At 62.8% G+C, this 12,058-nt stretch carries 16 protein-coding genes; 8 read left to right on the forward strand and 8 right to left on the reverse strand.

Annotated elements, in window-relative coordinates; translation table 11 throughout:
• Positions 1–74: 74 nt before the first annotated feature.
• Positions 75–899 (reverse strand): aldo/keto reductase, encoded by an 825-nt coding sequence (locus tag G9463_RS07905; protein WP_165896409.1) that lies wholly within the window; start codon positions 897–899, stop codon positions 75–77.
• 256 nt (positions 900–1,155) lie between these two features.
• Between G9463_RS07905 and G9463_RS07910 the strand changes: the two genes are divergently transcribed.
• Positions 1,156–1,665 carry a hypothetical protein gene (locus tag G9463_RS07910; RefSeq protein ID WP_004963669.1) on the forward strand — a complete coding sequence of 170 codons (510 nt, stop codon included), beginning with the start codon at positions 1,156–1,158 and terminating at the stop codon, positions 1,663–1,665.
• Positions 1,666–1,774: 109 nt separating this feature from the next.
• Here the strand turns inward: G9463_RS07910 and G9463_RS07915 are convergent, their stop codons facing one another.
• Both G9463_RS07915 and G9463_RS07920 read right to left on the reverse strand, forming a co-directional pair.
• Entirely contained in the window at positions 1,775–2,740 is a 966-nt protein-coding gene (locus G9463_RS07915) for a hypothetical protein (RefSeq protein WP_165896410.1), read from the reverse strand.
• A 206-nt stretch (positions 2,741–2,946) separates the two neighbouring features.
• A complete protein-coding gene (locus G9463_RS07920) occupies positions 2,947–3,912 on the reverse strand; it encodes a molybdopterin-binding protein (protein ID WP_165896411.1) in 966 nt (321 codons plus the stop codon).
• 112 nt (positions 3,913–4,024) lie between these two features.
• Here G9463_RS07920 and G9463_RS07925 point away from each other — a divergent pair, with 112 nt between their 5' ends.
• From G9463_RS07925 to G9463_RS07935, 3 genes are all read left to right on the forward strand, one after another.
• Complete coding sequence (locus tag G9463_RS07925; RefSeq protein WP_164734741.1) at positions 4,025–4,189, forward strand: hypothetical protein; 165 nt, start codon at positions 4,025–4,027, stop codon at positions 4,187–4,189.
• A gap of 125 nt (positions 4,190–4,314) precedes the next feature.
• Complete coding sequence (locus tag G9463_RS07930; RefSeq protein ID WP_007189016.1) at positions 4,315–4,635, forward strand: hypothetical protein; 321 nt, start codon at positions 4,315–4,317, stop codon at positions 4,633–4,635.
• Positions 4,636–4,677: 42 nt separating this feature from the next.
• Complete coding sequence (locus G9463_RS07935) at positions 4,678–6,417, forward strand: histidine kinase N-terminal 7TM domain-containing protein (protein WP_127013579.1); 1,740 nt, start codon at positions 4,678–4,680, stop codon at positions 6,415–6,417.
• Positions 6,418–6,426: 9 nt separating this feature from the next.
• Here G9463_RS07935 and G9463_RS07940 read toward each other — a convergent pair whose 3' ends face one another.
• From G9463_RS07940 to G9463_RS07950, 3 genes are all read right to left on the reverse strand, one after another.
• Positions 6,427–7,125, reverse strand: a complete 699-nt coding sequence (locus G9463_RS07940) for an SDR family NAD(P)-dependent oxidoreductase (protein WP_007189014.1) — start codon at positions 7,123–7,125, stop codon at positions 6,427–6,429.
• A 125-nt stretch (positions 7,126–7,250) separates the two neighbouring features.
• Positions 7,251–7,814 (reverse strand): NUDIX domain-containing protein, encoded by a 564-nt coding sequence (locus G9463_RS07945; RefSeq protein WP_004963652.1) that lies wholly within the window; start codon positions 7,812–7,814, stop codon positions 7,251–7,253.
• Between the two features lie 47 nt (positions 7,815–7,861).
• Positions 7,862–8,497, reverse strand: a complete 636-nt coding sequence (locus tag G9463_RS07950) for a helix-turn-helix domain-containing protein (protein ID WP_121303685.1) — start codon at positions 8,495–8,497, stop codon at positions 7,862–7,864.
• Positions 8,498–8,690: 193 nt separating this feature from the next.
• Here G9463_RS07950 and G9463_RS07955 point away from each other — a divergent pair, with 193 nt between their 5' ends.
• The 4 genes from G9463_RS07955 to G9463_RS07970 all read left to right on the forward strand — a co-directional run bounded on the left by G9463_RS07955 (position 8,691) and on the right by G9463_RS07970 (position 11,309).
• The gene (locus G9463_RS07955; protein WP_240149971.1) at positions 8,691–9,104 is read left to right on the forward strand and encodes an SRPBCC family protein; all 414 of its coding nucleotides are present in this window, start codon (positions 8,691–8,693) and stop codon (positions 9,102–9,104) included.
• 112 nt (positions 9,105–9,216) lie between these two features.
• Positions 9,217–9,522 (forward strand): CGCGG family rSAM-modified RiPP protein, encoded by a 306-nt coding sequence (locus tag G9463_RS07960; RefSeq protein ID WP_165896413.1) that lies wholly within the window; start codon positions 9,217–9,219, stop codon positions 9,520–9,522.
• Positions 9,523–10,596 carry a radical SAM/SPASM domain-containing protein gene (locus tag G9463_RS07965; protein ID WP_165896414.1) on the forward strand — a complete coding sequence of 358 codons (1,074 nt, stop codon included), beginning with the start codon at positions 9,523–9,525 and terminating at the stop codon, positions 10,594–10,596.
• 65 nt (positions 10,597–10,661) lie between these two features.
• On the forward strand, positions 10,662–11,309 hold the full coding sequence (locus G9463_RS07970) for a helix-turn-helix domain-containing protein (RefSeq protein ID WP_004963636.1): 648 nt from the start codon (positions 10,662–10,664) through the stop codon (positions 11,307–11,309).
• 54 nt (positions 11,310–11,363) lie between these two features.
• On the opposite strand, the gene G9463_RS07975 is transcribed toward G9463_RS07970, so the two are convergent.
• On the reverse strand, positions 11,364–11,597 hold the full coding sequence (locus G9463_RS07975) for a DUF2249 domain-containing protein (RefSeq protein WP_007189010.1): 234 nt from the start codon (positions 11,595–11,597) through the stop codon (positions 11,364–11,366).
• Positions 11,598–11,723: 126 nt separating this feature from the next.
• Positions 11,724–12,020 carry a hypothetical protein gene (locus G9463_RS07980; protein WP_004963632.1) on the reverse strand — a complete coding sequence of 99 codons (297 nt, stop codon included), beginning with the start codon at positions 12,018–12,020 and terminating at the stop codon, positions 11,724–11,726.
• Between the last annotated feature and the right edge of the window lie 38 nt (positions 12,021–12,058).

Consider the following 12,058-nt stretch of genomic DNA (forward strand, 5'->3'; position numbering starts at 1 on the left):
ACGTCATACGTGCCACGACTCCACCGAAACATCTCCTATGTAGAGATATCTGTCGAGTCGAAACGGAACGCCGCTCAGAACGGCAACTGCGACCGAACGAACTGCACGCCCGTCTTGACCTTTGACGGGTCCCGAATCCGCTCCATCTCCGCGTCGGTAAGTTCGAAATCAAAGACCGCGAGGTTCGCTTCGAGGTGCTCGCGGCTGGACGCTTTCGGGATCGCGGCCACGCCCTCCTGCTGAACCAGCCACCGGAGCGCGACCTGCGCCGGGGATTTCCCGTATTTGTTTCCGATCTGGACGAGCGCGGGGTCGTCAAGGACGCCGCCGCGGGCCAGCGGGCTATACGCGGTCAGGAGCACGTCGTGGATGCGACAGTAATCCAGCAGTTTCCGCTGGTCCCAGTAGGGGTGGTACTGTACCTGATCGGTGAAGATAGGGGCCGAGGAGATGTCCCGCGCCCTGTCCAGCAGCGACGGCGAGAAGTTACTGACGCCGATGTGGCGGACCAGCCCCTCCTCGACGAGGTCGTTCATCGCCTCGAGCGTCTCCGACAGCGACGCCATCCACGGGGTGTTCGGCCAGTGGATGAGCAGGAGGTCCAGATAGTCTGTTCCCAGTTTGTTCAGGCTCTCTCGGGTCGACCGGCGGACGCTGCGCTCGTCGCGATTGGACCCGTCGAGCTTTGTCGTCAGAAACACGTCTTCGCGGTCGACCGCGGCGGCATCCATCCCCAGCCCGACCTGCCGCTCGTTGCCATACGCCTGTGCGGTGTCGATGTGGCGATAGCCCATCCCCAGAGCTGTTTCGACGGTTTCACGGCAGGACTGGCCGGTGAGCTGCCACGTCCCGAGGCCGAGTGCGGGGACCGACGTTCCCTGAATCTGAATATCGTCCATACTGTTCGTTTGTATCACACCGGTAAAACGTCGGTGTCAACCCGACGCCCCGCTGTGGCTGATAGCTCAGGGGTATGTCGTGGCTACTGTCGAGAGTTATGAGTATATATCATAAACAATTTTGAGGTATTAATATCGCGTCCGTTCTATCTGCCACGTCTCACGAGGGACAGGAGTGAGCGTTCATGGATACCCACCGTCCACAACGACTGCTGGCATTGGCGTATGAACAATCCACTGTCCGGGGGCGTCACGGATGAGTGAGCTAGCTGGCGTCTTCGTCTCGTTGACGACTGGGTCCGGGAGACACGAGGGGACCGACGACCACGTGTACCTCGGCGTCTGTGGCACGGTCGGCGGCCGCGAGTTCGCGCTCAACGTCGAAAATTTCGACGACTGGGAGGAGGGAAGCGTCGTGACCTACTCCTTCGGAAAGTACGCGAACTTCTACGGGGGGAAAGACCCGCGAACCGCGGCCGACCAGCTCGACCGAATGACGATTTGCCTGCCGAACATAACGCACGTTTATCTCCGCAAACAGGGGGACCGGACGACATCGGGGGACGATTTTTGGGAGCTAGAGGAGTGCCACGTCAACCTCCATTCACAATCTTCGACCCGGCAGTTCGTCTCCACCGGAACGGCGCGCCTCGGGAACGAGTACGGACACAAACTCTGGCTGGCCGAGTCGTTCCACCAGGGAACGTATCGGGACGCGCGAATCCCTGCGGATGGGGCCGCCGAGTGCGAACGCCAGCGGGAGTGAATCGCTTCGGAGACACGGACAACAACTCAGGCTTGCCACACTGTCAAAACGCCAGCGGGCCGTTTTTCGACGCAGGTGCGAGCGGCCAGCTAGTGACCTGCGGTGGTGCCTACTTCTCCAGGATAGTTCCGCCCGAACCGACCGCGATGTCGGTGCCGCCGCGGACGACGGCCGTCAGGTTCTCGCCGGCGGGCGTCTCATCCGGGGTCCAGTCGCCACCGCCGAGGGCGTACACCTTGCCACCGCCACCGACTGTGTAGCCGGTGCTGTCGTCGTCGGTGACCTCGATGTCTCGCAGGCCGGCATCGCCTGTGTCGGTCGGCGTCCATTCAGAGCCGTTCCAGTGGAACACCATACCGCCACCGCCGGAGACCCACACGTCGTCCGGGCCGTCGGAGTCGACGCCGTAGAAGTTGACGTTGGCGTCGGCGAGGCCGATCTTGTCCCACGTCGACCCGTCATCGGTGACGAAGACGCTCTTGTTGCCGTCGACGATATGGCCCGAGCGGACCCCGTGGAAGTCGACAGCATTGATGGCTGACCCGGACCCGGGCGTGGTGTAGTCCCACGTCTCACTCGCGCCGTTCTCGAAGCTGTAGTACATCTTGCCGGAGTCGCCGGCGACGTAGACGTTTGCCTCGCCGGCGCTGCCGGTCACGGACACGTCGTTGAAGTTGTTGGTGACATCCATCGGAGCGCTGTGGTTGGTAAGCACGCCCGACTCCACGTCGTACTCGCCGATAGCGCCCGAGGCACCGACGAACCAGAGGGCCTTGGCGTCGTCGGTCACGTCGGCCCCGTAGAGGCTGTTGCCGTTGCCGGTCGGGCCGCCGCCGATGACCTTCTGCCAGCCTGTGCTGGTTCGTTCGAGGACGATACCGCCACCCGCCACCGCGTACGCACCGGCCGCGGTGAACTCGACATCGTGGAGGGTGTTCCCGGTCGGGGACTCGACGGACTCCCAGGGACCGGCCGCCGCAACTGTCCCGGAGAGGGCCGCCCCACCCAGTGCAGCTGCAGCTGTCGCGCCGATACCCTTGAGCACGCCGCGTCGTGTCGCGTTGCGATCGGACATGACACCCGGTTCTGTGGACTGTCTCCACTTCAATGGGCGGCGCAGTTAACGACCTTTCACGGCGATTTATCCGTTTAAACAGCCGATATTCGGGAGTATGGGCCGTTGGCATCGGCAAAACTGGTGGCCCGGAGCGAGCCGGCAAATATCACGTTAAGTCGGGTAAACGGACACAAGACTGATACCATGAATCCGCCGGCTGTGGGTTAGGACAGTTCAGCGACGAGTGACGGGGCTTCCGCCGCGATGATCTCGTCAATGGCGACACGGGCCGCCGCCGGGTCCGCGGGCAGGCAGAACACTGGCGTCCCATCGGCGATCCCGGCCGTCGCACGGATGGCGATGACCTCGGTCCCCTGTTGTTCGAAGAGGAGGCCCCGGTACACTTCCTCGAATCCCGGCAGGGCTTTCTCGAACAGGGGGTGGACAGCTTCGAGCGTCTGCTCCGCCGGGGCGACGCCGAGTCCCCCCGCGGTGACGACGACCTCCACGTCGTCACGCCCGACCAACCTGTCGACGGCCTCCTGAATGCCGTCATAGTCCCCTCGAAGGCGTTCGCGGGCTGTGACTGTCTGGCCGGTCGCTTCGAGTGCTGTCTCCACTGCCTCGCCCGTCGGGTCGCCTTCCTCTGTCGCCGTCCCGACTGTGACGACGGCGATGGCCACTGACTGCTCTTGCGCCGCGTCGGTCTGGGTCACTGTTTGCGCTGGTGCCGCATCCGTTGTCTGAACTGCCGCTTCCTGCGGTGTGTCTCTCGGCTGCGTAGCTGATTGTGTCTCGGCGCTGGCTTCCTCGTCAGGTCTCTGTGTCGCCTCAGCAGCCGTTTCAGCGTCCTGTGTTTCGGTCGCTGATTGGCTGCCCACACTGTGATCCGCCGCCTCGTCGATACGGTCCGTGACAGAGCTATCGGTTTCGGGCTTCGAGGTAGGCTCGTCGCTGTTCTCTGCGGTATCATCTGCTACAGGCGTCGCTGTGCTGTCAGCTTCTTCTGGCGCTCTGTTGTCGTTTCCCGCCGCTGGATCGGCTGCTTCGGTGGGGTCCGAAGTGGTGGCCTCGTCGTCAGTATCGGCTGCTGCGGATTCCTCGTCGCCCCGCGTCTCGTCCTCATCCGTTTCATCGTCTTCCCCGTCAGTCGGCCCTCGGCGTGTGTCACGGGACTGGAAATCCACCATACGACTTCATCGGCCGCCGTGAATAAATACCCTGACGACCGTTTACGGAACTGCAATACATATAATATCTGAAACCGATAGTCTTAAAATATAGAAAGAAGAATAAAAATGTATGGGTGGGAGATATCACGTCGTTTGCCATGAGTGTGCGTTCGAGGGACTGTACGAAGACGCATCGGTCGCGGAGGGGCAGCGGGACGCACATACTTCCGACAGTGGACATCAGATGAGCCTGCGTGACATCTCGTGTCAGGAAGCGCCCGGGCTGTCGCAGTAGTGGGACCGTTAGCGTTTTGCACACGCTTGCCTGACTCCGAGATATGCAGCCACGTTGTTCCGTCGGTATTACTGGAGGCCGTCCCATCGTGATGCACCGTCCGAGCAGGGACGGGGTGCGTACCGATGGCTGACGACGAGTCCGGCTACGTCCATCGCCCTGACACGGAGCCACAGGCCACAGATACGTCGCGTGCGGAGAGTGAGACGGGCACGGAAGCTGTCGACGGTCCCGAATTCGGGACGAGCGGCTGGATTCTTGTCGGGATGATCGGCGTGGCGTTCCTGCTCGTCCCTGGCGCAATTTTGCTCTTGCCGGCCGCCCAGAGCGTTATCAGTAGCTTCGGCCTCACGCTCCGGGATGCCTATCTCACGCTCCCGCTCGTTCCGGCGTTCGCACTCGGTGCGCTTGCGGTGTGGTCTGCGGTCCGTTCGCAGTCGAAGTGACCGAGAATAATTATATCAGGGACGCCTTTGCTAGGCTACTGAATGGTCCTGTCGCCGCTTACTGTCGTTTTATTGTCGGGTGTCGTCGGCATGGCTGTCGCCTTTCTGGTGTGGCTCCACCGGGACCGGCCGGGGGCAGGACCGCTGGCAGTGTTCGTCGTCGCGGCGAGCCTCTGGGCCGTTGCGTACGGTATCGAACTCGCTGTGCCGGGGCTGTCCACCATGGAGCGGCTCGTTCAGGCACAGTTAACGCTCTCAGTAATCATCCCTGTCGCGTGGCTCGTGACGGTTATCGAGTACACGGGGCACCCACACTGGCTCACGCAACGCCGAACAGCGCTGTTGCTCGTCGAACCGGCGGTGTTTGTCACGCTCGTGTGGTCGAACCATGCCCACGAACTCATCTGGTCCGGCCGCCAGACCCAATTCGTCTCAGCATCGTCGGTGACGCTCGTTCCCGCGTTCGAACTCATGTACTGGGGCCATATGTCCTACATATTGCTGTTAATCCTCGCCGGCAGTTTCCTCCTGTTGCGGATGCTGTTCCGGTCGAACCAGGTGTTTCAGGGTCAGGGGCTCGCGCTGCTACTCGCCATCACCGTCCCGACGGTCATCCAGACGCTGTTTGTGCTTGATGTGGTTCCAACCACGTTTAATCCGACAAGCCTTGGGTACGTCGCGTCGGGGGCCGTCCTCTCGGTCGCCATCCTCCGCGGGCAACTACTTGATGTGGCACCGGTGACCCGGGAACTGGGTCGGGAAGCTATCTTCACGGAAATGGACGACCTCGTCATCATTGTCGACGACGAGCGCCGTATCGTTGACGTCAATGCGGCCGCCACGGCGCTGTTCGACGGTGACCAGAACACGCTTCTGGGCCGTTCGCTACCGCAGGCGTCACCGACACTCGCCGAAACAGTCCCCGGCCCGGGTGAGCGAACGCAGACCGAGACGGCCCTCGAACGCGACGGCAGCGTCCGGTACTACGACGTGCGCGTGATACCGCTGTACCGCGCGTACGGTGTTGTTTCTGGCCATCTCATCAGCCTTCGTGATATCACAGACCGCCGACAGCGCGAACAGCGGCTAGATGTGCTTAACCGCTTGCTCCGTCACGATATCCGAAACGAGATGAACGTCGTCAAGGGGAACGCGGACTTGCTCAGGGATACGGCCGATGCCGACGAACGCGAGCGACTCAACCGTATTATGAGCACAGTCGACGACATCGTCGACCGCAGCAACAAGATCGGCCGAGTCACCGAGGCTCTAGAGACCGAACAGCACAGCCCGACAGCGCTTCAGACGCTGCTGGACTCGGTCGTGAGCGATGCGCAGGACCGTCATCCTGACGTGGCGATTACGCTCACCTGCGAGAATGATATCTGGATACGGGGCGGTCCGTCGGTCCTCATCGCGCTGGAGGAACTGGTCGAGAACGCTGTCGAACATCAGGCAACCGATGCGGGCCCAGTTGCGGTCGAGATTACGGCGACACGGGCCGATAGAACGCCGGGTGTCCATGTGGCCGTTCACGACAACGGTCCCGGTATCACCGACCACGAGCGCGAGGTTATCCGCTCGGGAACCGAAACGCCGCTCAAACACGGCTCCGGCGTCGGGCTCTGGCTCGTCAACTGGATCGTTCGGAACCTCGGCGGCCGGATGTCGTTCCCCGCCACAGACGAGCCGGGAACGACTGTGGAGTTGCAACTGCCGGCGGCTGAGCCAGCCCATGCGACGGACGAGCCCGCGGCAGTCCACGGCGAGAACGCTGATTGATGCCGGCTGCTACCACTCGATTTCAGCCTTGTCGCGCCAGAACCGCCCGCTCGGCGCGTCGGGTTGGAAGCGAGCGAGCCATACTGGCGTCTCAGCACCCTTTTCGGGCGTTCGGGGGGCACTCCCCTCAGTCATGTCCGTCTGAACGTATCCCGGACACACCGAGTTGGCGATGAGGCCGTCGGCCGCGTACTCGCCGTCGAGGTACTTCGTCAACCCGTTGACGCCCGTCTTCGAGATGCGGTAGGCCGGCGTGCCGCCTGACTGACTCTCGGTGATGGCGCCGAGGCCGGAAGACATGGTGACGATGCGACCGCCCGCCTCGGCCAGCAACAGCGGAAGGGCGTACTTCGTCATGAGCACCGCTCCTCGGAGGTTCGTGTCGAAGGTGTGGTCGATGACGTCGGTCGGCATACCATCGAGCGGTTCCCGTGAGTCCATCACGCCGGCGTTGTTGACCAGCACGTCAAGCCGGCCCTGCTCGCGCTCGATGCGGTCGACTGCGGCGACCATCCCGTCGTCGTCAGTCACGTCAAGTTCGATAGCGTGACGGTCTGTCGCCTCGATGTCGTCAGTATCACGAGCGCCGGCGTACACCGTCGCGTCGAGGTCGACCAGCCCGTCGGCGATTGCCTTCCCGATGCCCCGCGTGGCGCCGGTGACGAGTACGACTTGGCTGTCGAGGGAGTCGTACAGCGGAACGTCCATACCCGGGGTTAGGCGGCGGGGCCGAAAAGGAAACGGGTCGGGATGTCATCACTGCAATGCCTGCCGACCGTACTGCTAGTGACTCCCCGAGCGTCGGTGTACACCGTCGCATCGAGGCGTCGGCGTTACCGTTCTTCGTCCCGGCGCATCGCGATCTCGAACCAGGGACAGAGCCGGAGCTGACGGTAGTACTCGGGATGTTCACGCAGTCGCTCGTAGGGGACCCACATGAGGCCGTCGACCTCCTCGGGGTTCGGTTCCAGCGAGGTGTCGTGGAGTGTGGCCTGCAGGACCGCACAGACTTCCCATTCGAGGCCAGCGTTCTCGTAGTAGCGCTTGTACTCGAACCGGTCGGTCACGCGGAGGTTCTGGTACTGCGAGGGGTCAATGCCCAGTTCCTCTTCGAGCCGTTCCTCGGTGGCTTCGACCTGCGTCTGACCTTCGACAGGGTGGGAGGCGACGGTCCCGTCCCAGTGTGTATCCCAGAGGCGCTTGTTCGCCGCGCGCTGTGCGAGCAGGATTCGGTCGTTCTCGTCGAACAGCAGAGCGGTGAACGCGCGGTGGCGAACACCGTCGCCAGTGTGGGCGTCGAGCCGATTGACCAGTCCCTCCTCGTTGTCATCGGCGTCTACCGCGATGACCTCCTGTCGGGCGTTTTCGTGTGTCTCGTCGACCGCGTCGGAACTCATATGTCGTACCTCTCACAGAGGCGCGTATTACGCCCTTCGACTTCCAGTCACCGCGCCGGGTGGTCCGAAACGAACTGCTTGAGTATCTGCTCCTCTGCGCGGTGGAGTGTCTCACTGCAGGTCGACTTCGCGATGCCGACGCGGTCCGCCAATTCCGTCAGTGAGCACTCCCGTGGCGTGTCGTAGTAGCCCGCGTCGATGGCCTCCTGAACCAGTTCTAGCTGGCTCTCGGTGAGCACCTGCTCGGTTTCGAGGTGTTGTTGGATGCGGTCGACACTGAAGGAGATGCCGAATTCCTCCAGTTGCTCGCCAAGTTCGGAGAGTCGCTCCTGTGGCGCTGATATCTCCCAGACGGCCTCGCCGTCGGACAGGGTAAACGGCATTTCCAGCGGGACACCCGAGCCCTGCACTGGGAAGAGCAGGAGCGGCATCGATGTCTCGAACTGAACCAGTGCGCTGTCGTCACGGTGAGAGAGGATTTCGAGAGTTGTGACCGACTCGCGGTTCTCGATATCACGGAGCACCGCCGGGAGGTCGTCCGATGTAATCTCCGCGAGCCCGACACCGGCGTCCTCGCCGGGGAGCGCAGACAGGATGCGAAACGTCGCGTCGTCGTACGCTCGCGAGACATCGCCGATCCAGATTTCCTCCGGAATCGTGAGTGTGAGTTCAGCGTGTGGCATTGGCGTAACCGAATATATTCGCCCGACCCCTGCGTCCGTACTCCCGAACATGTTCGTCTACCTGCGATGGGGACAAGAAACTTGGGGGGCGGTGTCCCACGCTGTCAACACGAAATCAGGTCGGACAAAACCACAGCGTCGAACATCTTCGGGTATGGCGAACGCTTATCTCGCCGGCCACTGGCCGTCTGGTATGGAGCGCGTTTCGCTGACCCGGACGGTCCCGGCTAACCCGGAGACCGTCACTGCGCTGATAACGGACGTAGAGCCGTTTATGCTTGCAGCAGGGTTCGACGAGGTGACACTGGACAGGGACGACCTCGGCATCACGAACCGCGTCGGACTCTTCGAAATCGAACTGGATCTGGAAATCGTCGAGACTGACGCAGTGCTGCGGTACGAGCAACGGCAGGGCATCTTCGAGTCGATGATGACAGAGTACACGGTCGAGGCCGTCGACGGCGGGACTGAAGTTACGGCGACGACGGAGTACAGCGCACTTGACCTCCCGGTACTCGGCGAGATGATCGATTCGACCGTTATCTCACGACAGCGCAAGAAGGAACTGAACAAGCAGTTCGACTGGCTGGTCGAACAGGTGTCGTAGCAATACGTGTGATAAAGTCGCTCAGACGAATTCCTCTCTGCAATCCGTTGTGTATAATAACCCGAACATCTTCGGGATAGGACCGAGGGACGCCCGCCGTCAACCGGTACATATGAGCCATTCCCACGAGGACGTGCCGCCGGTTACAACCGAGGTTCACGACACCTCTTGGTCGGCGAACCTGGAGACGCCCGCACACGCCGAAGACCCCGACGTGGTCGTCGAACAGGCCATCGATGCCGTCGAGATGACGACGGCTGGGAATCACGTTAATCTGGTGAGCCACGCCGACCACGGCCACCCGGAAACCTATCTGTTTGACGCGCTGGACGAAGCGTTCGATGAGACGATCACAACGGAGTACGTCCAGCAGTGTGGCTGTGGAGGCCACGTTACCCGCGTCTACCGGGAGGCATAGATGCGCGGAAAACTCGACCTCGACCAGCAGCCGCTGGTGCTGATATGGGAAGTGACACAGGCCTGCGAACTGGCGTGCAAGCACTGCCGGGCCGACGCCCAGCCTCGCCGGCATCCCGACGAGCTCTCGACGGCGGAGGGGAAGGCGCTGCTGGATCAAGCCAGCGAGTTCGGCGAGGGCCAGCTGGTTGTCCTCTCGGGTGGCGACCCGCTCGCTCGCGAGGACCTCCCGGAACTCGTCGACTACGGAACCGAGCAGGGTCTCCGGATGACGATGACCCCCAGCGGGACGACCTCGCTCACGCGGGACCGACTGGCCGAACTCGACGACGCCGGACTTCGGCGGCTGGCCCTGTCCATCGACGGCGGCGACAGCGACGCTCACGACACGTTCCGGGGTGAGTCCGGGAGCTTTGAGGCGACGATGGCGGCCGCCAAGGCGGCCCGTGACCTCGACATCCCGCTGCAGATCAACACCACCGTCTGTGCTGAGACGGTCGAGCAACTGCCGGCGATCCGGGACCTCGTCGCGGACCTCGATGCGGTGCTGTGGTCGGTGTTCTTCCTCGTCCCGGTCGGTCGCGGGCGGGTCCTGACGCCGATTGCCCCCGAGCGAGCCGAGCGCGTGTTGAAGTGGCTCCACGAGGTCAGCGACGAGGCACCGTTCGGCCTCAAGACGACCGAAGCGCCCCACTACCGACGCGTCGCGATGGAGCAACAGGACGAGGGCGGCAGCGGGCTCAAACGGCGGATGGGTATCCGTGCCGGCAAAGGATTTGCCTTCGTGAGCCACACCGGCGAGGTGTATCCCTCCGGGTTCCTGCCGGAGTCGGCGGGCAACGTTCGTGATGAAAGCGTCGTCGACATCTACCGGGAGTCGCCGCTGTTCCAGCGACTCAGGGACGACGACGCGTTGACGGGCAAATGCGGGGCCTGTCGATACCGGACGGTCTGTGGCGGCAGTCGGTCGCGAGCGTACGCGACGACGGGGGACCCGCTGGCGGCGGACCCGCTGTGTGACTACCGGCCGGACGGGTTCGAGGGATCGGTTCCTGACCAGCACCCGGCAGATTGAGGGGATTTTTCACTCCGTGGGAACGCGCCTCGCCCGTTTTGTAATGTGGTGTCACAGTATCTTACATGAGCGACTCCGGCATTAGAGTGGAGCTGTCGGTCGACGCCCCGGGGGCCTGTCCGGTGGCGAGCGTCTCGGATGAGGCGGGCACGGCCGTGACCGATGTCGCCCGAAGCAGCCCAGATGCAGACGGGCAGGTCATCGAAGAGTTCACCGCGACGGGTACTGACGACGGGGCAATCGAGGCACGGGAGGACATGGAGAAAGTGTTCGTGACGGGCAACGGGACCCGCTACCAGTTTTCCCGGTCGCGAACTGAGTGCGTCTGCGAGGCGGTCGAAACGTATGACTGTCCGGTCGCGGATATCCGTGCTGAGGGCGGGCAGCTCCGCCTGACCTTCCACGCGCCTGATGTCGACCGGGTGCGCGCTATCGTGACGCGGCTGAAAGAACTGTACGACGGCGTTTCGCTCCGGTCGATGCGGCGGAACGGCGACGTGGACCCGGTGGACTCGATTCTCGTCGACCGAAGTAAACTCACCGACCGGCAGCAGGAAGTGCTCGAAACCGCCGTCGATATGGGGTACTTCGAATATCCGAAAGGGGCCAACGCCGGCGACGTGGCGACGGAACTGGATATCTCCGTCTCGACGTTCGCGGAACACCTTGCCGCCGCCCAGACGAAGCTGCTCGACAGCATTGTCGCGGAGTAGGCCCACAGCGCGCTGGCGGTGATGAACCACCACGAGTCGTGCTCAGGTCCCACCTCACTCCGGCCTGATTGTGACGTGCCACTCTTCGTCGGCGACCTGCTCCGCGTCGTACTGGTATCCCTTTCTCGTGAGGACGTCGTACAGCGGTACTGGCTCGAAACTGTTCACCAGCCTGAGCGCCTCGCTTTCGCTGACAGAATCGAGGGCGCTCATGATCTGTTCGAACGGTTCCCCGTCAACGTCCCGAACGTCGAGTTCCTGTACCGCCTCCTGGTGCTCTGTGCTCATACGTTCGATAACTGTCCCCGTTAGTCAGGCGCTTGTCCCGAACGTGTTCGTCTCCATGGCGGTACAGTACTCGTGGTGCGAGGCTGCACCACTTGCCACTACCGCGGGGGTACTCCCGGGACCGCGCTACCGAAGCGTCGTGTAGCTCAGTCCGGCAATTGCGACGAACTGCAACGAGCGAAGGACCAGCACGGCTTGCTGGACGTGTGGGTCGCCAGCGTAGAAGCTCTGCATCGAGAAGAAGAAGTAGACGGCGATGGCGTTCTCGGCGAGCATCGCGACGGCGAAAGCGATGAGGCCGGCGACGAGCCCCGTCCGGAACGTCGCGTAGTTACGGACCCAGACGCCCAGCAGCGGGAGCAACAATAGGACGTTAAGCCCGCCAAGGATGGCCGCAGCGGTGATGAGCGGTCCCATCGCCATCAGCACCACCCCTCCTGTTGGCTGGCCGCGGTCCGGAT

This window comes from Haloarcula sp. JP-Z28, from assembly GCF_011440255.1.
Classification (GTDB): Archaea; Halobacteriota; Halobacteria; order Halobacteriales; family Haloarculaceae; genus Haloarcula; species Haloarcula marismortui.

Bases quoted from the DNA above. Each gene is read 5' to 3' on its own strand.
- G9463_RS07905 (WP_165896409.1), bottom strand. From the start codon at position 899: ATGGACGATATTCAGATTCAGGGAACGTCGGTCCCCGCACTCGGCCTC.
- G9463_RS07910 (WP_004963669.1), top strand. From the start codon at position 1,156: ATGAGTGAGCTAGCTGGCGTCTTCGTCTCGTTGACGACTGGGTCCGGG.
- G9463_RS07915 (WP_165896410.1), bottom strand. From the start codon at position 2,740: ATGTCCGATCGCAACGCGACACGACGCGGCGTGCTCAAGGGTATCGGC.
- G9463_RS07920 (WP_165896411.1), bottom strand. From the start codon at position 3,912: ATGGTGGATTTCCAGTCCCGTGACACACGCCGAGGGCCGACTGACGGG.
- G9463_RS07925 (WP_164734741.1), top strand. From the start codon at position 4,025: ATGGGTGGGAGATATCACGTCGTTTGCCATGAGTGTGCGTTCGAGGGA.
- G9463_RS07930 (WP_007189016.1), top strand. From the start codon at position 4,315: ATGGCTGACGACGAGTCCGGCTACGTCCATCGCCCTGACACGGAGCCA.
- G9463_RS07935 (WP_127013579.1), top strand. From the start codon at position 4,678: ATGGTCCTGTCGCCGCTTACTGTCGTTTTATTGTCGGGTGTCGTCGGC.
- G9463_RS07940 (WP_007189014.1), bottom strand. From the start codon at position 7,125: ATGGACGTTCCGCTGTACGACTCCCTCGACAGCCAAGTCGTACTCGTC.
- G9463_RS07945 (WP_004963652.1), bottom strand. From the start codon at position 7,814: ATGAGTTCCGACGCGGTCGACGAGACACACGAAAACGCCCGACAGGAG.
- G9463_RS07950 (WP_121303685.1), bottom strand. From the start codon at position 8,497: ATGCCACACGCTGAACTCACACTCACGATTCCGGAGGAAATCTGGATC.
- G9463_RS07955 (WP_240149971.1), top strand. From the start codon at position 8,691: ATGGAGCGCGTTTCGCTGACCCGGACGGTCCCGGCTAACCCGGAGACC.
- G9463_RS07960 (WP_165896413.1), top strand. From the start codon at position 9,217: ATGAGCCATTCCCACGAGGACGTGCCGCCGGTTACAACCGAGGTTCAC.
- G9463_RS07965 (WP_165896414.1), top strand. From the start codon at position 9,523: ATGCGCGGAAAACTCGACCTCGACCAGCAGCCGCTGGTGCTGATATGG.
- G9463_RS07970 (WP_004963636.1), top strand. From the start codon at position 10,662: ATGAGCGACTCCGGCATTAGAGTGGAGCTGTCGGTCGACGCCCCGGGG.
- G9463_RS07975 (WP_007189010.1), bottom strand. From the start codon at position 11,597: ATGAGCACAGAGCACCAGGAGGCGGTACAGGAACTCGACGTTCGGGAC.
- G9463_RS07980 (WP_004963632.1), bottom strand. From the start codon at position 12,020: ATGGCGATGGGACCGCTCATCACCGCTGCGGCCATCCTTGGCGGGCTT.